This window comes from Anaerovirgula multivorans, from assembly GCF_900188145.1.
Lineage (GTDB): Bacteria > Bacillota > Clostridia > Peptostreptococcales > Natronincolaceae > Anaerovirgula > Anaerovirgula multivorans.
In genome coordinates this window covers 146,969-167,987 of the sequence record NZ_FZOJ01000002.1, presented here as the reverse complement: position 1 = coordinate 167,987, position 21,019 = coordinate 146,969, and the positions used below count along the sequence as shown (strand labels likewise).

The 21,019-nt window shown below is 35.1% G+C and carries 17 protein-coding genes; 16 read left to right on the top strand and 1 reads right to left on the bottom strand.

Annotated features, from left to right (window positions below):
• The first annotated feature begins 8 nt into the window (after positions 1-8).
• From CHB72_RS02930 to CHB72_RS02895, 8 genes are all read left to right on the top strand, one after another.
• Positions 9-2,525 (top strand): metallophosphoesterase, encoded by a 2,517-nt coding sequence (locus tag CHB72_RS02930; protein WP_176431162.1) that lies wholly within the window; start codon positions 9-11, stop codon positions 2,523-2,525.
• Between the two features lie 221 nt (positions 2,526-2,746).
• Positions 2,747-3,820, top strand: a complete 1,074-nt coding sequence (locus CHB72_RS02925) for a hypothetical protein (protein WP_089281377.1) — start codon at positions 2,747-2,749, stop codon at positions 3,818-3,820.
• 30 nt (positions 3,821-3,850) lie between these two features.
• Positions 3,851-4,756, top strand: coding sequence for a PfkB family carbohydrate kinase (locus CHB72_RS02920; RefSeq protein ID WP_207652476.1), 906 nt, complete (start codon positions 3,851-3,853; stop codon positions 4,754-4,756).
• 64 nt (positions 4,757-4,820) lie between these two features.
• Positions 4,821-5,819 carry a LacI family DNA-binding transcriptional regulator gene (locus CHB72_RS02915; RefSeq protein ID WP_176431161.1) on the top strand — a complete coding sequence of 333 codons (999 nt, stop codon included), beginning with the start codon at positions 4,821-4,823 and terminating at the stop codon, positions 5,817-5,819.
• Between the two features lie 60 nt (positions 5,820-5,879).
• Positions 5,880-6,614, top strand: a complete 735-nt coding sequence (locus tag CHB72_RS02910; RefSeq protein WP_089281375.1) for an MgtC/SapB family protein — start codon at positions 5,880-5,882, stop codon at positions 6,612-6,614.
• Between the two features lie 532 nt (positions 6,615-7,146).
• Positions 7,147-8,139, top strand: a complete 993-nt coding sequence (locus CHB72_RS02905; protein WP_089281374.1) for a sugar ABC transporter substrate-binding protein — start codon at positions 7,147-7,149, stop codon at positions 8,137-8,139.
• A 76-nt stretch (positions 8,140-8,215) separates the two neighbouring features.
• Positions 8,216-8,500: an ATP-binding cassette domain-containing protein gene (locus tag CHB72_RS02900; RefSeq protein WP_089281373.1), complete on the top strand. Its 285-nt coding sequence runs from the start codon at positions 8,216-8,218 to the stop codon at positions 8,498-8,500.
• A 230-nt stretch (positions 8,501-8,730) separates the two neighbouring features.
• Positions 8,731-9,810, top strand: a complete 1,080-nt coding sequence (locus CHB72_RS02895) for a transaldolase family protein (RefSeq protein WP_089281372.1) — start codon at positions 8,731-8,733, stop codon at positions 9,808-9,810.
• Positions 9,811-10,052: 242 nt separating this feature from the next.
• On the opposite strand, the gene fdhF is transcribed toward CHB72_RS02895, so the two are convergent.
• Positions 10,053-12,725, bottom strand: a complete 2,673-nt coding sequence (gene fdhF, locus CHB72_RS02890) for a formate dehydrogenase subunit alpha (RefSeq protein ID WP_089281371.1) — start codon at positions 12,723-12,725, stop codon at positions 10,053-10,055.
• Positions 12,726-13,414: 689 nt separating this feature from the next.
• On the opposite strand from fdhF, the gene CHB72_RS02885 reads away from it, so the two are divergent.
• The 8 genes from CHB72_RS02885 to CHB72_RS02850 all read left to right on the top strand — a co-directional run bounded on the left by CHB72_RS02885 (position 13,415) and on the right by CHB72_RS02850 (position 20,889).
• Complete coding sequence (locus tag CHB72_RS02885; RefSeq protein ID WP_089281370.1) at positions 13,415-14,335, top strand: selenium metabolism-associated LysR family transcriptional regulator; 921 nt, start codon at positions 13,415-13,417, stop codon at positions 14,333-14,335.
• Positions 14,336-14,669: 334 nt separating this feature from the next.
• The gene (locus CHB72_RS02880) at positions 14,670-16,067 is read left to right on the top strand and encodes a sigma-54 interaction domain-containing protein (RefSeq protein ID WP_089281369.1); all 1,398 of its coding nucleotides are present in this window, start codon (positions 14,670-14,672) and stop codon (positions 16,065-16,067) included.
• A 214-nt stretch (positions 16,068-16,281) separates the two neighbouring features.
• Positions 16,282-16,935 (top strand): acetate CoA-transferase subunit alpha, encoded by a 654-nt coding sequence (gene atoD / locus CHB72_RS02875; RefSeq protein WP_089281368.1) that lies wholly within the window; start codon positions 16,282-16,284, stop codon positions 16,933-16,935.
• Positions 16,935-17,585 carry a 3-oxoacid CoA-transferase subunit B gene (locus CHB72_RS02870; protein ID WP_089281367.1) on the top strand — a complete coding sequence of 217 codons (651 nt, stop codon included), beginning with the start codon at positions 16,935-16,937 and terminating at the stop codon, positions 17,583-17,585. The genes atoD and CHB72_RS02870 overlap by 1 nt, the downstream gene beginning before the upstream one ends.
• A 140-nt stretch (positions 17,586-17,725) precedes the next feature.
• Positions 17,726-18,472 carry a metal-dependent hydrolase gene (locus CHB72_RS02865; protein ID WP_089281366.1) on the top strand — a complete coding sequence of 249 codons (747 nt, stop codon included), beginning with the start codon at positions 17,726-17,728 and terminating at the stop codon, positions 18,470-18,472.
• A gap of 136 nt (positions 18,473-18,608) precedes the next feature.
• Positions 18,609-19,418 carry an amino acid ABC transporter substrate-binding protein gene (locus CHB72_RS02860; protein WP_089281365.1) on the top strand — a complete coding sequence of 270 codons (810 nt, stop codon included), beginning with the start codon at positions 18,609-18,611 and terminating at the stop codon, positions 19,416-19,418.
• Between the two features lie 19 nt (positions 19,419-19,437).
• Entirely contained in the window at positions 19,438-20,124 is a 687-nt protein-coding gene (locus CHB72_RS02855) for an amino acid ABC transporter permease (protein WP_089281364.1), read from the top strand.
• 24 nt (positions 20,125-20,148) lie between these two features.
• Positions 20,149-20,889 carry an amino acid ABC transporter ATP-binding protein gene (locus CHB72_RS02850; protein ID WP_089281363.1) on the top strand — a complete coding sequence of 247 codons (741 nt, stop codon included), beginning with the start codon at positions 20,149-20,151 and terminating at the stop codon, positions 20,887-20,889.
• Positions 20,890-21,019 lie beyond the last annotated feature (130 nt).

Below are 21,019 nucleotides of genomic sequence, written 5' to 3'. Positions count from 1 at the left end.
GGGATGAAATGATGAAGAGAACTATCCCATTATTATTAATGATTACAATGCTATTCACTATACTTTTAGGCGGTAGTAGTGTTGTAGCAATATCAGCCCAAGATGATAGCCCAATAATGATTAATCATGAGGATTTACAGCTATTGCATCCAAGGAGAGGACATAGTGCTACAGTGATTGGTGATATATTATGGATTACAGGAGGAAGAGCTTATTACTCTCATTATCTAGGTTGGGGGCAAGATGGGACTAAAGAATTTCAAGATTTCCCTAACATAGAATGGATCAACTTAAAAACTGGAGAAAGAGGATACACCGATGTTGGAACTGGTAGTAAGTACTACAAATCTACAGCCTTCACTATAGATGATCATAGTCCTTATATCTACATAGCTGCAAATAGGGAAATGCAGAGATTTAATACTGAAACATTAGAAATAGAAGCTATGGAAAACATTGGCGAACTGGATACGTGGAATACTGGCTCGTGGGGACAAATGGAAATTGACGGGAAAAACTACGTAGTTATTATGGCTGAAGATGCTACTATATCTATATTTGATCCTGTGACTGAGAAATTTATAGATAGAGAAGCCTTTGATTATGAGATTCCTGCTGAAGGTGGATATGCAGGTGCTGTGGTTGAAAACAAATTTTACATATTTGGAGGAGAACCACTTCACGATGATTCCCTCGATAGTGAAGACGAGGGCGAAGCCAGCCGATTAGCATGGGTATTTGATCCCAATGCCGAAAAAGGTTCACAGTGGAAACAATTAAGTGATTTGCCTAGCGGTGTTGATGGACCCTGTGTAGCTGTTGTAGGCGACAAACTATATATCCTAGCAGGAAGAAATATGGGTGAATTCCTCCCCACTGTTTATGAGTATACCCCTGCTACCGACAGCTATATCAGAAGAAGTGACTTGCCTTATGGTTCACATAAGCATGCAATTGCAGCATATGGGGATAGTATATGGGTAACATATGGCTATACGTGGGGACTCGAAGAAGAAAATAAATTCGGTTTTAGAATGCATCATCCCCATGTAATTGAATACTTTCCTTTGAGAGATGATATAGTACTACAGCCTGGAGAGATGAAGTCAATTAAGGGAGATAAAATGAACATCAATCTTACTTGGTCTGAGGCAGATCATATTACAGGAAAGAAGCAAAGTCTTTCAATAAACTGGATTGCTGCTACATCATCAACAGAAGGCGTGATTTACATAAGAGAAAAAGATGGAGGAAAATTCGAGGAAATAAAAGTTAAACCAGAGTATTTCTCCATGGATATTTATGAAGCTCATTCATATCAGGCAGTTTTGAAAAATCTAATACCAGACACTGTATATGAATATTATGTAGAAAGCAAAGGAACGAATCCGATAAAATCAGAAATATACACACTTAGAACAAGCCCAGAAGATCCCATAAACTTCACTTTTGTTGTTATGGGCGATACAAAAGCCCAGTATGATGTTTTTAATGATTTAAATGGTGAGATTTTAGAAATGTTTGGTAAAAATGCAGAAAAGGGAATACCAGGATTTGTGGGTTTTACAGGTGACTACGGTGGAAATGGTGCATTTATTGAGTATGATGCATGGTTTAATTATGGAGTAGGTGGGAAGTCCAATACTAAGGAAATGATGGCAAGATATCCGATGATTCATGTACACGGGAATCATGAAAGGTTAGCACCAACATGGTGGAATTTATTTAACTTCCCTGAAAAGGCAATGAAAGGTTGGCCAGATTTGAACAACGAAGGCAATGAAGAATATTGGTATTCTTATAATTATGGGAATGTACATTTTGTAGCCTTCATGTCAGGTTATCCTAAGCAGGAATGGAATAAGGCACAGCTTGAATGGTTGAAGAATGACCTAGCTAAAGCCAAGCAAGCAAAAGATACTGGAGAAATTGATTGGGTGGTTATTTTGTTACATCATTCAATCTATACAACCAGCACAGGGCATATGAATGATGTTCTTGAAGGTGCTGGACTAATGGAAGAAGGCGGATTTATAGATATTGCAGAAGAATCAGGTGCTGTTGATGTTGTTTTTACTGCGCATGACCACAACTATGAGCGTACGAAGAACATAGTGGGCTACCGTTCAAGACTTGAGGGTGAACTGCAACAGGCACAGTATTATAAAAAAGATAATGCTTATGCTGAAGAGGGTTCAGGAAGGTTCGGGGAGGCGACTGCGGACAAAGGTATCATATTTATTACCAGTGCTGGGGCCGGAGCTCAGAATAGAGATATGTATCCTATAGAAGAAGTAGGAGATTCTTCGTGGCTTGCATTTAGAAAGACTGACCCGGCTTTAGAAGAAGCTGCTTCTACTCATCCGGTATTTCATTATATGACAATAGATGTAACTCCCGATACATTAACAATAACAGCTATTGAAAAGGATGTTGCTCATCTAGAGGGTTGGGAAGAAGCTGATGATGGATTTAACGGTGTATTGGATTCTATTGTAATCAGAAAACCAGTGAGTAAACAGTAGTCAGCAAAATGCATATTTCTAAGGTTGGTGCCATTCTGAGCATAGCGAAGAATCTTGATCAATATTAAAGGAAGATTCTTTACTTTGTAAGATTCTTCGCTATCACTCAGGATGACAGATTCAAAAGAAGTAATGAATTTTATTAAGCTATATAGTTGGTTACCCATATGATGATGAGAACAAATACTTTTTAAATAATAACAGATCGTTATGGAGGGGCTATGAGAGCAATAGAGCAGAATAGAATGAATAAAGCCATAATAGAAACAGGGAAAACATCAAGTTTGGCGGTTTTGGAGACTTTGCCTGAAATGAAAGAAGTAGAGATACAGAACACATATGATTTTCATGATCTTTCGAGAGCGTGTTTAAAAGTAGTTTTGTTTAATGTAGAGAGAGGCTTACATATTAATGAGATTGAAGTATATATGAAGCATCATCCAAAATTAAGAAATGCAGACATAATTTTCTTTAATGAATTAGATTATGGAATGTTTAGAACAGGAAACATCAATATGGCTTCTGAGCTTTCACAAAGACTTTGTATGAATTATATTTTTGGAATAGAGTTTCTAGAACTTGTGGCAGGGGATTCAAGGAAGAATATAAAAACTACTATGCAATGTGAACAAAATAAAGAGGGTTTTCACGGCAATGCAATCATGAGTCGGTATAAAATACGAGAACCCTCTCTTATGAGATTACCTGTAGAATATGATTGGTTTTATGACCAGCAAAAAAGGCTGGGTACAAGGATAGCAATTTTTGCAAAAATAACCTTGGGCAATAGAGAATTAGGACTTGTCTGTACTCACCTTGAGAACCGTACTTCCCCTATGGGTAGAAAGAGACAGATGGCTGCAATAATGGAAGAAGTTGAAAAAAGATTTAAGGGTATCTCAGTGATTGTAGCAGGCGATATGAACACCAATACATATGATGGAACAGATACGTTAGAGGTTTCAAGAATGCTAGAGGTTTTTAAATATGAAAGTGATAGAACTCAAGAACCTGAAAAATTTGAACCGCTCCTTGTCTTAGCAGAAAACTATGGATTTGACTACAAGAATGCAAACCTAAAGGGTAAAATTACAAGAAGAAAACCGATTGAAGGAAAAGATACTTTACTAATGAACCTTGATTGGTTTTTCGTTAGAGGAATGAAATGTTTTGAACCTGCTGTTATCAGTACAATTTTTACAACAAGTGAGCTTAAGGATTTTAAAGATATGGAAGATAGAGAAGGAAAGGAAATCTCCGACCACAATGCCATATCTGTGAAATGCACTTTTTAACAAATGAAACTGAAGGGAGAAATTATTACTATGAAGAATTATGATACTTTTATTATTGGACATATTTGTCTTGATAAAATTGTTGCCTTTGACACTGGAGAAATATCAGAGGCAGTTGGGGGAGCAGTTACATTCAGCTCCTATTCAGCGGTTGCAGGAGGACATAAAACTGGCGTGTTGACAAAAACTTCAAAGGAAGATATGAATCTTCTGGATTATTTTATTCTGCCTAAAGAAGATATCTATTTTTTAGAATCAGAAAAGACGACATCAATTAAAAATGAATTTCTTTCAGCAGACAATGAAAGAAGGATTTGCACAGCTTTAAGCGTTGCTGATCCATTTACTATGAAGGACATACCTAATGTAAATTCTAAAATCTATCATTTAGCAGGGCTAATTGCTGGGGATTTTGACAATGATATGATGAAGCAGCTTTCAACAAAAGGAAAGGTTGCAGTAGACATGCAGGGTTTTTTAAGGGTAGTTGAAGATGGGAAAATGGTTTTTAAGGATTGGAAAGAGAAAATGGAATACTTGCCCTATATACATTTTCTAAAAACAGATGCTGCAGAGGCAGAAGTTTTAACGGGATATGATGACAGAGAAAAAGCAGCTAGGGTTCTATTTGAATGGGGTGCTAAGGAAGTAATGATTACTCATAATACAGAGGTGATCACTTATGGTGAAGAAGGGCTGTGTACTTTTCCGCTAAAGCCAAGAAATATATCTGGTAGAACTGGAAGAGGAGATACGTGTTTTAGTGCTTATATAACAGAACGAATGAATAAAGGAATGGAAGAGTCACTTCTATATGCTGCCGCTTTAGTCTCACTAAAAATGGAAACACCAGGACCCTTTAAAGGAACCAGATCTGATGTGGAGAACTATATTGATAGATTTTACCATTGTAATACAGAGCTGGCAATTGATTGACAATGGAAAATTTTAGTGGTATACTCATGCTATCTTAAACGTATAAGTAGGTGTGATGATGAGTGTGACAATTAAAACCATTGCCAAACTAGCAGGAGTATCATCTGCTGCGGTTTCAAAGGCATTAAACGGACACAGTGATATCAGCGATGAAACAAAAAATAAAATATTGAAAATAAGTAAGGAGATAGGATATACTCCAAATGCTATTGCCAGAAGTTTGGTAACTCAAAAAAGCAATACCATAGGACTTCTTATTCCTAATATCTCTACTCCTATCTATGCAGAGATATTTAAAGGTTTAGATAATGGCGCAAGAGAACTTGGATATAGCTTATTTTTATGCAATACCAATGATGACATAGAAATAGAACGAGACTATGTTAGAAATTTAATGGAAAAGAGAGTAAATGGAATTATAATTGCTCCTGTTTCTGAAAATATTGATGATATCGTTGATATCACAAGGAATAGTATTCCTGTCATCTATATTGGGGGAAAAGTAAGTGATAATATGAACAATTATGTGATTGTTGATAATCTTTACGGCTCTAGACTTGCAACGGAATACCTGATACAACTTGGGCATAAGGATATATATATGCTAACTTATAATAAAGATACTAAAACAAATAGAGACAGAATAGCTGGCTATAGAGCAGTTATGTTAGAAAACAAAATAGATCCGAAAGTATTTATATATCATGAAAATTGCAGCAGAAGAGAATGTGGATATAGGCAAACTATTAAACTGATTGAAAGTGAGGATGTACCTACTGCTATTTTTGCCTCAAATGATATGGTTGCACTTGGAGTTATGGAAGCTGCACTTGAAAAAGGATTGAAAATACCAGATGATATTTCTCTAATAGGGTATGATGATATCGTATATGCTTCACTACCAACAATAAAATTAACTACAATATCACAACCCAAATTTGAAATGGGCGTCCTAGCCATAGATTTGCTTTTCAAAATGATGAATAATTTTAATGTAAATGATAAACATAGAAGAATTGTAAAGCCCGAACTAGTTATTCGAAATACGTGTAAATCAATATAGCAAATTATTCTCTTATTCAGATTCTTCATCTGTAAAACGAATTTATGGGGGGAGGCAATTATGATAACTAATTACGAAATCATATTAAGATTAGTGTTGTCGGCAATTATTGGAGGACTTATCGGAATGGAACGAGAAGCCAACAATAGACCAGCAGGACTTAGAACCCATGTTTTAGTAACTTTGGGAGCCTCTTTAATCATGTTAATTTCAATAGACGGGTTTAACAACTTAGCACAAACAGGAGATCCTGCAAGGTTAGCAGCACAGGTTGTCAGTGGTATCGGATTTTTGGGGGCAGGCACAATTTTAAGGACAGGTAATAATATAAGAGGACTAACAACGGCAGCAAGTTTATGGGTATGTGCAGGTATTGGATTGGCCATTGGTGGAGGATATTATGTGGGGGGGTTGACAACAGCAGCTATTGCTCTCTTTGCACTAATGAGCTTAGGCGTGTTTGAGAAGAGAATCTTCACAAAAAAATATAAAGTTTTGATAGTACAATGTAAAGAAAGAACTGGGTTGATAGGAGATATTGGGCAGGCTTTAGGGAGACATAATGTTACTATAAAGGATATAAAAATATTAAGAAATGGAGATGATGATTTCGAAGTAGATGATTATGGTATGAATATAGACACAGATCATCTTATAGAAATACACTTTGCAGTGAAGATTCCTAAGGACTTTAAATCAAAAAAATTTTTTGAAGAAGTTAAAAAGATTTATGGAGTTGAACATGCTCTATGGTATCAAGATCGAATTTCTTGTGAAGGATCTTCTCCTATATAATAAAGCCCAAAATATGTACAGTACGAATAAAACAAAGATTAAGTTATGAAAGTGTAATCTCTATCAAATAAGATAAAGATTACACTTTTACAATGTCTGGAATATATCAAAAGAATATGATAATTTTTAAATTATTATTTACAAAAAAAAAACCATGTGATATTATTGTCCTATAAAAAAACTATTCAGAATAAACAAAATATTATATAAAAAATTACTGCGATGTAATAGTGGTAAGCATAAGTAAGACGATTTTAGCTGCCGGATAGGTGGAATAATTTTACAAAATATGAATAGACACTATTGCATTTTTCTGCAAACGTTTGCTGCTGTTTTTCGTAAACGTTTGCAGAAAGGGAATGAAAATGGAAAAGTTGCATATACAGTAGGTACATAGGGAATAACCTTGATTTATGCTTGTAGACAAGTCTTTACTAACCAAGTTTTTATAGTAGGTATAATCTTAACTCTCAAGCTTTGTTAGGGTTAAGTTTATATAAAAAAGCAATAAAAAACTTAAGGGGGAGAAAGTATGAATCAAAAAAGAATTTTAGCATTATTGTTAGTTTTAGTGCTGACATTGGTAGCTTTTGTGGGTTGCAGTGGTCCGGCACCAGCAGGAAACGAGGGAGAAGCTGAAGAAACTGGTCAAGAGGCTGATCAAGGGACTGATGAAAAAATTAAAGTTGGTGTTTCTATTGCTAACTTTGACGATACCTTCCTAATGTACATGAAGGATGGTATGGATGCTTTTGCTAAGACTTTAGGTAGCGAAGTAGATGTAACCTATGTTGATGCAAATGAAGATGCTCCAAGACAGTTGAACCAAGTAGAAAACTTCATTTCTCAAGGTATGGATGCCATCATCGTGGTACCGGTTAATACTCAAGCTACAGAGCCTATGTCAAATGCAGCTGTGGCAGCAGGAATTCCACTAGTTTACGTAAACAGAGTACCTGATTACTTACCAGAAGGAACTACCTTTGTAGGTTCTGAGTCCATTGATGCTGGTATCTTCCAAATGGAATATCTAGCTGAAAAATTAGACGGAAAAGGTAATGTAGTAATTATGCAAGGTAGATTAGACAACGAAGCTAGTCAAAAGAGAACTGAAGGAGTACAAGAAGTAGCTGCAAAACATCCAGAAATAAACATCACTAAAGTACAAACAGCTAATTGGTCAAGAGAAGAAGGTATGACCTTAATGGAAAACTGGTTGTCCTCTGGAGATCAAATTGATGCAGTAGCATCTAATAATGATGATATGGCATTAGGAGCAATTATGGCGATTGAAGCTGCAGGTTTATTAGGAGAAATATTAGTAGGCGGCGTTGATGCTACACCAGACGCTATAGCACAAGTAGAAGCTGGCAAGCTAGATGTAACTGTATTCCAAGATGCCAATGGACAAGGTGGCGGAGCGATGGAAGCTGCTGTAAATTTAGCAAAAGGTAACGCAGTAGATCAATATGTATGGATTCCATTCCAATTAGTTACTCCAGAAAATTATCAAGATTTTAAATAAGAGAAGATCATCAAAACATACAAAGGATACCAGTTTATATTGGTATCCTTTGTATTAAAATAAAGGGACAAAGAAAATGGAAAATAATTATATTTTAGAGATGGAAAATATAACAAAAATATTTCCAAGAGTAGTAGCCTTAGAAAATGTTCGGTTAAAAGTTAAGAAGGGTACAGTAATTTTGGGTTTTGCTGGGTTGAAGGGGGCAGGAAGAACAGAAGTAATGCAGTGTATTTTCGGAATTGCCAAATCTGACCAAGGTGAAAAAATAGAAATCAAGTCTCCGCAAGAGGATATAAAACACAAGATAGCATTATTGACTGAAGATAGAAAACGAGCGGGATTATTTCCTTTATTATAAAGATATCTTCTAAGAAAATGATATATGTAGATAAACAGAAGCAATAAAAAGTGTTATAATAAAAAACATATGAGGATGAATAAACTAACGATAATATGATAAGATAGAAGGGTATAATAGATAGATAGGAATTAATATGATCTACAAACTTTACGCTTAATATATAATTAATATAATTATATATTGCTAAAAGTACCTAATAATAAAGCATAAGTGAGGGAGGAAAATTTATGAGCCAAAAACAATACAAAAGCCCATTGCATGAGATGGTGAATACAACCAAAACAGATTTCTGGAACGATTCTTGTTCTATAGCTGAATTAGAGTATGCCTTAGAATATGGAGCTGTAGGTGCTACAACCAATCCAGTAATTGTAGGAGAAGTATTAAAAAAAGAAATGCATTTATATGAAGACAGAATTAAAGAAATGATTCAAGAGATGCCTAATGCCACAGAGGACGATATTGCGTGGAAGCTAAATGAAGAGATGGCAGTTGCTGGAGCAAAGCTATTAATGCCAATATATGAAGTATCTAAGGGGCAAAAAGGAAGAATATCTATCCAAACGAACACAAAATACTACAGAGATCCTGAGCTCATATTGGAACAGGCAGTAGGCTTTCATACCTTGGCACCAAATGTTCAAGTAAAGATGCCTGTCACAAAGGCGGGTGTAAAGGCTGTAGAAGAGGCTACTTACCAAGGAGTGAGCATCAATGCAACTGTTAGCTTTACTGTTCCTCAAGCATTGGCAGTTGCTGAGGCGGTAGAACGAGGTTTAAAGAGAAGAGAGGCGGAGGGTAAAGATACTTCTCTAATGCATCCAGTATGCACTATTATGTTAGGAAGAATAGACGATTGGTTAAAATTCGTAGCAGACCGAGATGGAATCATCCTTGACCCAGCTTGCTTAGAATGGGCTGGTGTTGCCATCATGAAAAATGCCTATAAAATCTATAAAGAAAAAGGTTATAGAACCCAATTATTAGCGGCTGCTTATCGAAATCATCATCAATGGTCTGAGTTAATAGGAGCAGACATGTCATTAACTATACCTCATAAATGGATTAAACGCTTCAATCACTCTGATATTAAAGTAGAGAATCGTATTGATCAACCTGTAGATACTAAAATAATAGAAAAATTGACTCAAAAACTACCAGATTTTATTAAGGCATATGAACCAAATGGTATGACAGTAGAGGAGTTCGATTCCTTTGGAGCAGTAAATAAAACTTTATTACAATTCCTCGGAGGATATGACGACTTAGTAAGCATGATTCGTAAATATATGGTGATTGTAAAATAGTATAAGTAAATGAGCAAATACAGAAGCAATCTGCGGTTTTGAAGCAGCCGCTTATACAGAGGAAAATGAAAAGCTGGTAGAAGACAAATTTCACCAGCTTTTATAATCCCCTGATTATAAATAAATATCGTAAGAGAAGTTTGGGAATAGACTTACCATTTTAGTAATTCTTCTAAGTTAATTTAATAGGGTTTTTAAAAAAGAAACCAAAATCATGCATCTTGATCTCTGATAGTATCTATTTAAGCTAATTTTTCAATTTTAACACCAGATACTTTAAAGCCTGGAATCTTACAGTAAGGGTCTAATACTTCCCCATTAGTTAAAACGTTGGCGCCATCTCCCCAGTGGAATGGAATAAATACCACGTTTTCATCAACAATATCAGTAACTCTAGCTATAACTTGAATTTCGCCTCTTGGAGAAGTCGCTTTTACTAAATCCCCATCTTTAATATTCTTTTCTTTAGCCAAAGTAGGATGGATCTCAATATAGTTGTGAGGAGCCACAACGTTGATACCATCAGTTTTGTCTGTCATAGTTTTGGTATGGAAATGATATAAAATTCGACCAGTTGTTAATATATGTGGATATTCTTTATTACTTAGTTCTGGAGATTCAACCCATTCAACAGCTTTAAATAATCCAGTACCTCTTGTAGGTTTGCCTATATGAAGAATAGGGGTTCCAGGATGATCTTCTGTTGGACATGGCCAGGAAATACCCTCCTTATCAATTCTTTTATAGGTTATACCAGCATAGGAAGGTGTTACACTTCTGATTTCTTCAAATATTTCTTCGGGACTATTGTAAGAGCATGCATAGTCTAATTGATTCATAATCTCTGTAAGAATCATCCAATCAGGCTTAGATTCCCCAGGCGCATCCACAGCTTTTCGAATTCTTTGTACTCTTCTTTCGGTATTAACAAAGGTACCGTCTTTTTCAGCAAAGGCAGCTGCTGGTAATATAACATCCGCTAATTCTGCCGTTTCTGTTAAGAAGATATCTTGAACAACCAAGAAAACTTTTTCTAAAGCTTTACGAACATGATTTGTATCTGGATCCGAGATCATAGGGTTTTCTCCCATAATATAAAGCAGTTTTACTTCACCATGTTCTGCTGCAGGGATAGCTTGTGTAACGGTTAAACCTGCTTTATCTGATAACTTTGATCCCCAAGCTTTTTCAAACTTAGCTACAATATCTGGGTTTGTTACTGGTTGATATCCAGTGAACACTACAGGAAGTGCTCCCATATCACAGGCACCTTGAACGTTGTTTTGTCCCCTTAATGGATTTACTCCAGCACCACTTTTACCAAGGTTGCCAGTGACTAAAGCTAAATTTGATAAACTCATAACGTTTTCAGTTCCATTAACATGTTGAGTAATACCCATAGAATAAATAATACTTGCTGCGTTACAGGAAGCATAAAGTCTAGCGGCTTTACGGATATCCTCTGGATCTACTTCACAAATTTTAGCAGCATATTCAGGCGTATATTTCTTCACTACTGTAGCTACTTCTTCAAAACCTTCTGTATTATTTGTAATGTATTCCTCATCCTCTAAGCCTTCCTGTAGGATAACATGAATCATTGCATTGGATAGTGCTACACTTGAACCTGGTTTAATTTGCAGGTAAACATCAGCTTCTTTAGCTAAAGGAATTTCTCTAGGATCTGCTACAATTAACTTGGCCCCATTTTTTCTAGCTTGATGAACAAATGCTCCCATGACAGGGTGAGCCTCTGTAGTATTAGAGCCCGTAATAAAAATAGCGTCAGCATGTTTAACGTCTGCGATTCCATTGGTCATAGCACCACTACCAAGTGTTACAGCAAGACCTGCTACTGTTGAAGCATGGCATAGACGGGCACAATGGTCTACATTGTTGGTTCCAATAACAGCCCGCATAAATTTACTCATTAGATAATTTTCTTCATTACTAACTCTAGCTGAAGAAAATCCTGCAATTGCGTCAGCGCCAAATTGTTCTTTCACTTCTCTAATTTTATTAAGAATTATTTCATAAGCTTCTTCCCAAGTAGCTTCTTCCAATTTACCATTTTTTCTTATTAATGGTTTCTTTAATCTATCTGGATGGTTGACAAAATTATACGCAAATTTCCCCTTAACACATAATAGACCTTCATTAGATTCACCGTGGGCTGGTTTAATATCAACTATTTTATTTTCCTTCACTAATAACTCCAATTGACATCCAACACCACAGTAGGAACAGGTGGTTCTTGTAGCTTTTGTTTCCCAATATCTGAATTTTTCCTTTGCTTTTGGCATTAAAGCTCCAACTGGACATACTGATACACAGTTTCCACAGGATATACATTCAGATTCTGCTAATGACATACCAAACGGAGGAGAAACCTTGGTAGATACTCCTCTTTCAATCATAGAAATTGCATTTGTACTTTGAAGCTCATTACATACTCGAACACATCTTCCACAGGAGATACACTTGGCTGCTTCACTATAGTAGAAAGGGTTACTGTCATCTATTGGTTGGCGGGTGGTAGGTGCTATATAAGCAGGTTCTTTAATCTCATATTTGAAACATAGGTCTTGCAAAGCACAAAATCCTGATTTAGCACATGTCAAACAATCCATTGGATGCTTAGATAATAAAAGATTTAATATTTCCTTTCTTGCTTCCACAACAGAGGGGCTTTCTGTCCAGATACTCATTCCCTCTCCTGCTGGAGTAGTACAGGCTGTTGGTAGTTTAATGTTGCCTTCAACCTCAACCGTACAAATTCTACAAGCACCATCTGGTTTTAGCCTTGGTTCATTACAGAAGGTTGGAATTGTTATCCCAATTTTACTAGCTGCTTGTAAAATAGAAGTACCTTCTTCTACTTGGACAGAACGTCCATTAATTTTAACGTTAATCATTTTTCATCATCCTTTCTCAATTAAAATAAAATGAATTAAAGAAATAATTAAATATCAAATTCATAGATGTTCCTCATCTATATCTATAAAACATATGAATCTAAAAGCCTTCAAATATGAAACACAGAATTAATTGATTTTAGTGAGTAAGTAATGTAATTAAGTATATGAAAATTGAATTTTTCATTAGAAATTACGACAAGTTGGGTTAGTTATAGAAAAAGTATGCAGCTTAAATGCCTCCCTCGTAAGAGAGAAAAGCTACATAAAAGCTGCATAAAATGGATGTTGAAAAGATGTGCCGAATTTTTTACATATAACACAACTTGCCATAAGTATAGCAACAGCTAACTTTAGTGTCCAATTAAGAATAACTATATAAACCTTAGCATGTATTTATATTATTTTGGAAAAATTCATTGCGCGTATTATTCCATTTGATTGGAAAGAAAAAATGATACAAAGTAGTATATAATAGTTGTGATTTTTAATATTTATTAAGAAAAACTTTGTAGTATAAGAATTATCTATAATAAAGGTGTTTTCAATTGAAAAAATCAAATTGATAAATTAGTCATAATTTATTATAATTAAAACCAAAATGATAATGGTAAATAATAGTGTTTATTTAGAAAAGATCTATAAAAGTCTTAAGCCATTAATTAAGTTTAGTATATAGGAGAATTATCATGGATATTAGACAGCTAGAAACCTTTGTTGCTATTGTAAAATTTAAAAGCTTTTCAAAAGCTGCAGATATTCTCCATCTTACACAACCTACATTAAGTAATCATCTGCAAAATTTAGAAGAAGAATTAGGTACAACTCTATTGAATCGCAGTAATAGGAAAATAACCTTGACAAAAACAGGAGAAATACTATTTAATTACGCCACTAGCATAATTAATCTCAAAAAAACAGCTGTTTTTGAGTTGGGAAAATTTAAAGGAGAGATCACTGGTGATATTGAAATTGCAGCAAGTACTGTACCTGGACAATATTTATTACCAGAATTAATAGCTTATTTTAAAAAGATGTATTGTGGCACAACTTTTAAAGTTTATCATTATGATACAGAACAAATTGTAGATGGAATAATAAAGGGTGATATAAATTTTGGATTTGTTGGTGCCAAAACATATAGTAATCAATTAAAATATGTTGAACTAGAAGATGATGAATTATTACTGATTACACCCTATTCAAAGCCATATATTGATTATAAAAACAATGAAATTAGCTTTGAAGCATTTTTAAAGCAAAAGGAAGACTTTATATTTCGAGAAAAAGGTTCTGGTACCAGAAAGTTAATTGAAACAAAATTAATAGAAAAGGGATATAGTGTTGAAAATTTAAATGTTGTTGCTTATATTGAAAATACAGAGACAATAAAACAAAGCATAATGAAAGGCTTAGGAGTTTCTTTTTTATCTAAATATGCAGTTGAATACGAAGTGAAAAACAATCTATTAAATGCCTTTAAAATTAAGGAGTTCAAGTTAGATAGAAAAATATATTTTGTATATCATAAATATCGTTCTCCTTCACCTGTAGAAGTAGAGTTTCAAAAATTTGCCTGTAAATTCAAGACAAACAGAATAAGTATTTAGAGAACCATTTGATGGAATCTATAAAAAGATGCCATCTTTTTTATATACTAGGAAAGTTCTACTTTCCTAGTATATAAAAATAGGGGTTGTAGGGGATGAAATCCACTGCCCGCCTTCAGGAAGGTGCTCAGACAGCTTTGCTGTCGTCGAAGGAAACCTAGGGTTTCCTATAAGCAGGCAGCCAATTTAGCTTGCTAAATTGTGCTGATCGCTTAGTTGTTTCACCCAGCGAAAGCATCGAAGATGCTTTTTTTATTGTATTAGGACAATTTAGACAAATTGATGGGTTTTTGATATGATAGATCTATAATAATCATGTTGATAAGGTGATAAAATGACAAATAAACTAGAGAAACTAGAATTACAATTATATAAAGCCAATACAACCATTGAAATGTTAAATGATATTATAGAAAATTTAAGTGATGGCATTTATCTTACAGATGGTGAAGGAACTACCTTAAGGGTGAACCGTACCTATGAAAAAATGGCGGGGTTAAAGGAAAAGGAATTGATAGGAAAAAATATGAAGGATTTAGTAAAAGAAGGATACTTTTCTGAATCCGCCAGTTTGCAAGTAATGAGAATAAAAGCTCCTGCTACTGTGATGTATACCGTTAAAACCGGTAAAAAGCTTCTTGCAAAAGGGGTGCCGGTTTTCGATGATGAAGGCAACATCAAACTAATTGTAAACAATGTATGGGACTTAACGGAAATCTATAATCTAGAGAGCCAAACGTTAAATCAAGAGATGCCCTTTGATAAGAAGGATAAAGATTTTGTCTTTCATAGTGAGGCAATGGATAAGGTGGTAGAACTGGCATTAAAGGCGTCTAAGGTCAATTCAAACATACTAATATTAGGAGAATCTGGTGTAGGCAAGGATGTTATTGCAAAGCTTATTCATGATGCTAGCAGCTGTAGAGGTGGATTTATCAAAATTAATTGTGCTGCCATACCAGAGCATTTGCTGGAAAGTGAGCTTTTTGGTTATGAGCAGGGGTCTTTTACGGGAGCAAAAAAAGAAGGAAAACCAGGGATGTTTGAACTAGCTGACAAAGGTACTATTTTCTTAGATGAGATAGCAGAATTGCCGATACACCTGCAGGCAAAGCTGCTTAGAGTTATCCAGGAAAAAGAAGTTATTCGTATTGGAGGCACTAAACAAATATCTATTGATACTAGGGTCATTGCTGCTACCAATAGAGATCTTGAAGAAATGGTGAGAAAAGGAAGTTTTAGAGAGGATTTATTCTATAGAATAAATGTTGTTCCGATTAAAATTCCACCTTTAAGAGAGAGGAAAGAAGATATCATTCCTCTAATCCATTACTTTACAAATGTTTTCAATAAAGAATATCACTTTGATAAAAGATTTACTCAAGGAACCTTAGATCTCTTTTATCGTTATGGCTGGAAGGGTAATGTAAGGGAATTGCAGAATGTTGTTGAGCGGCTGATTGTTGTAACAGATAAAAAAATAGTGGAGGAAGAGGATGTTGTAGAAATATTAAACCTAAAAAACATAGGTGGTATTTCTGCTAAAGGAGGGAACCTAAAGGAAGCGGTAAAGCAACTAGAAATTAAACTTATAAAGGATGCACTAAAAATACATAGATCCACTAGAGGCGCTGCTAAAAAATTAGGAATAGATCAGTCCACTTTAGTAAGGAAGATAAAAAAATACAAACTAAACTACGATGCTATATTACATCAAGATGATGCGTTATAACATCAAAAAAACGTTTAAATAACAATAGAGCACTTGGAAACGATGTATAAAAGCATCGATTATATTTTTTGATATATAGAATAAAAGTTAAATGCCCAAGTATTGTTGAAATACTCAGTGTTGGCGCAGATGAGCAATCACAAATGTAGGATATAAGGTTGGCATAAATATTGCTATATTACTATGGTAAATAATAAATGAAGGGGGATATTACATGAGTAAAATCGTGGAGTTAGAGAAGGCGTTGGAGTATGTTAAAGATGGCATGACGGTTATGATTGCTGGTTTCATGGGGGTAGGAACTCCAGAAACCCTTGTAGATGGTTTGATTGAAAAGGGAGTAAAAGACTTATTTATTATCTGTACAGATACAGCGAGACCGGAAAAGGGCATCGGAAAGTTAATTGTGAATGATAGGGTGAAAAAACTAATTGCCTCTCATATTGGAACGAATCCAGTAACAGGTCAAAAAATGAATGCTGGTGAAATCGATGTCACATTAGTTCCGCAAGGTACATTGGCAGAAAGAATTAGAGCAGGTGGTGCAGGATTAGGAGGCATATTAACCCCCACCGGCATTGGTACTGTTGTAGAGGAAGGCAAAGAAAAAATTACAGTGGATGGAAAGCAATATTTATTAGAGTTACCCCTCAAGGCGGATATTGCATTAATTAGAGGTAGTAAGGTAGACAAACTGGGAAATGTTTGGTATAAGGGAGCTACTAGAAACTTTAACCCTATGATGGCTACAGCTGCAGATATAGTAATCGTTGAAGCGGAAGAAATTGTAGAAATAGGGGAAATTGATCCTAATGATGTGGTAACTTCAGGAATCTTTGTAGATTATGTTGTAAAGGGGGAAGAGTAATGGATATTAGAGAAAGAATTGCTAGAAGAGTCGCTAAAGAACTAAGTGATGGAGATATAGTAAACCTTGGTATAGGTATGCCGACGATGGTATCGGATTTCATTCCTGAGGGAGTGGAAGTGATTCTACAATCTGAAAACGGTTTTATTGGAATGGGGGCAGCTCCAAAGGAGGGAGAAGAAGACCCCGATATCGTAAATGCAGGAGGAATGCCCATTACTGTTAAAACTGGTGCATCGTTTTTTGATAGTGCCGTTTCCTTCGGTATTATTAGAGGAGGACATGTGGATGCAACCATATTAGGGGCATTGCAGGTAGATGAAAAAGGCAATCTGGCCAGCTGGATGATTCCTGGTAAGATGGTTCCGGGCATGGGGGGAGCGATGGATCTAGTTGTAGGAGCTAAAAGAGTTATTATTGCTATGGAGCATACTGCAAAGGGAAAACCCAAAATTTTAAAGGAATGTTCTCTTCCTTTAACGGCTGTAGGAGAAGTAGATTTAATCGTAACAGAAATGGGTGTTATTGAACCGACAGAGAAGGGTTTAGTATTAAAAGAAATAGCTGAGGATGTTACAGTGGAAGATATACAGGCAGTAACCGAAGCGAATCTAATGATTGACCCTAATTTAAAGACAATGGATATATAGGTATTTAAAATCAAAAATCAAGGGGCTAGGTACATTGATTGCAACAACAAAAACAACGTACCTGGCCTCTTGATTTTTGTTGCGCAAAACATACGTTCCCATTATAATGGTAATAAGCAGTAAATATAAGGAGGATACGTATGTTAGCGAGAACTCACATAGCTTTAGGATTAATTGCAGCATTATTTACAGCCACTTTTATAGGAGCCTCCTATTTTGAAAGCAGCTTTGATGCAGTTACTTTATTGATAATTGTCGTAGCAGCCCTATTGCCAGATTTAGATATGGGAACCTCTTCGTTGGCAGGAAAATTTGGAATTTTCAAGGCAAATCATATACAAAAAATATGGCTTGTAGTATTGATGATTTTGGGGATTTTAACGACTTTTTATTTAAAAGATACCCCCGTTTTTTACGGCGTTTTATTTATTTTGATATTGTGCGGATTGTTCTCTAAAGATTTTGCAAAGAAGAGCTATCATGTATTGAGAAATTTTGTTCAAGGGATGGTGGGTATAGGATTTGTTGCAGCGGCTTACTATTATCGGCAACCACCCTTATTAGGAATAGGAACTGTTTTGCTTTTGCTTTTATTTAGCAAACATAGGGGATTATCCCATTCTATTCTATTTGTAATCATCACTTATGCTATTGTAAGGAGTATTAGTACCTTCTACGGCTATAAAGATTATAGTCTTTTGTTTGGTGTAACGGTTCTATCTCATGTTGTTGGAGACATGTTTACCAAAGCAGGTGTAATGCTTCTTTATCCCTTTAGTCAAAAACGAATAAAACTTCCCTACACTATAAAAACCGGAGGAAAATTAGAAAACATTATTTTTTTTCTTGCTTGTTTAGGGGTATTTCGATTAATAAAGTTGTTGTAGAATTCCGAGTCAAAACTCGGAATTATTTTTTTGCTAAAAAGCATTGACTAAAGAATGATGCTATGATAATATTTATTAAAAATACCTATTATTCATATATGTTTACTATGAATTAAGAAATTGAGGAGGAGAAAAGTTGAAAAGGAATTTATTACTTATTTTAATACTTATGATGATTGTGGTTTTAGTGGGATGCCAAAGCACACCAACGACTGCCAGTGAAGATACTGATCGTGTAACAGAAACTTTGCCTGTGATAAAAATAGGAACTTCTGGCAGTTATCATCCTTATACATTTATGAATGATGATCAACAATTAGATGGATTTGAAATTGATGTATGGAATGAAATTGCTACAAGAACAGGATATGAAATAGACTTTACTGTCTCTGCTTTTACTGGACTTTTTGGCATGTTAGATTCTGGTCGAATTGATACCATTGCTAACCAAATCACCATGACTGAGGAAAGAGAAGAAAAATACTTGTTTGTAGAGCCTTATGTTTTTTCAGGAGCACAAATCCTTGTTAAGGGTGACAATGAGGATATAACATCATTGGAAGACTTAAAAGGTAAGAGGGTAGGGGTTGCTTTAGGCTCCAATTATGAGCAGCTATTAAAAGAATATGATGTAAATAACGAAATTGATATCATTACCTACGAAGAATTTTCGGGGAGTATTCAAGATGTAGCATTAGAAAGAATCGATGCTATGATTAATGATAAATTGGCCGCTATGATGAATATTCAGAAATCTGGTCTTGATTTAAAACTTGGTGGAGATCCGGTTCGTCCGTTGCAAAATGCTTTTCCTTTTGTAAACAAAGAGGAAAATGTTGAATTAATCAACAACATTAATGAAGCTATCCGTTCTATGCATGAAGATGGAACCTTTGCAGAAATTTCTAATAAGTGGTTCGAGATAGATATTACAAGTAGAAATTAATTTTAAAGGAAGATAACCTATGCTTACTAATGCCAATTTTCAACATGAATACATGTTTAAGGCTTTTCCCATTATATTACAAAGCCTTTTGATTTCTTTAAATATTATGGCTGTAGCATTGTTTTTTGGTCTAATCATTGGATTAACAGTGGCTTTTATAAGAATCTATAAGGTAAGGGGATTTTATTCCCTTACTTCCCTTTATTTATCGTTGATTCGAGGGACTCCCTTATTAGTGCAATTATTTATTCTTTATTTTGGGATACCTCAGCTTTTTCCTCAAACCATCGATTTTTTAACACCCTATGTAGCGGCTTGCATTGGTTTCAGTATCAACGTAGGGGCATATATGTCAGAAACCATTCGAGCGGCAATTTTGTCTGTTGATAAGGGTCAAAAGGAGGCAGCTCTATCGGTTGGAATGACACAATTCCAAGCGATGAAAAATATTGTACTACCCCAAGCAGCTATTGTAGCTATTCCTTCCTTAGGGAACACTATGATTAGTTTATTAAAGGAAACTTCTCTTGTATTTACTATTGGTGTAGTGGATATGATGGGAAGGGCAAAAATGTTAGCGGCATCTAATTATCGGTGGCTTGAGAGTCTTATAGCTGTTGCTCTGATTTATTGGGTATTGACGATCATAATCAGTTATCTGTTAACAACACTTGAGAGAAAATTAAACAAAGCTTATTCACTTTAATCTTAAATAAAGAGGATGAAGGATATGTTGGAGGTTCAAAATCTATATAAAAGTTTTGGAAAATTAGAAGTATTAAAGGGAATTAATTTTAAAATCAATAAAGGAGAAGTTGTAGCTATCCTTGGGCCTTCTGGATCAGGTAAATCTACTCTTTTGAGATGTGTTAACTTTCTAGAAAAGGCAGAGCGGGGATTTCTTCACATTGACGATTTAAAGCTAGATATAGAAAAGATAACAAAGAAGCAAGTTTACAAATGTCGTCAGTTGTCTACTATGGTATTTCAAAATTATAATCTATTTAAAAACAAGACCGCTTTGGAAAATATAACAGAAGCTTTAATTGCTGTAAAAAAGCTGCCTAAGGAAAAGGCAATGGCTATTGGAGAGGAATTACTGAAGAAGGTGGGTCTTTTGGAAAAAAGAGATGCTTATCCTGTCCAACTATCTGGTGGGCAGCAACAGCGTATTGGTATTGCAAGGGCAATGGCCCTTTCTCCAAAAGTCATTTTATTTGATGAACCTACTTCAGCCCTAGACCCTGAACTAGTAGGGGAAGTGTTATCGGTTATGGGGGATTTGGCAAAGGAAGGGATGACTATGGCGATTGTTACCCATGAAATGGATTTCGCTAGGAAAGTGGCGGATCGAGTGATTTTTATGGATGGTGGGGTTATTATAGAAGAGGGTACTCCTCAAGAAATCTTCAATAATCCTCGACATCCAAGAACAAGACAATTTTTAAATCAGATTATTCATAAAGCATAAGAGAAGCATATTAGCTTCTCTTTTTGTCTACAAAAACAAAACTTTCATTAACATAACTGTAACAATAGAACCAAATACAATATAAATAATTTGTAGTTTAAAGAAGGCTAAAAAGATAGCTGCCAAACGT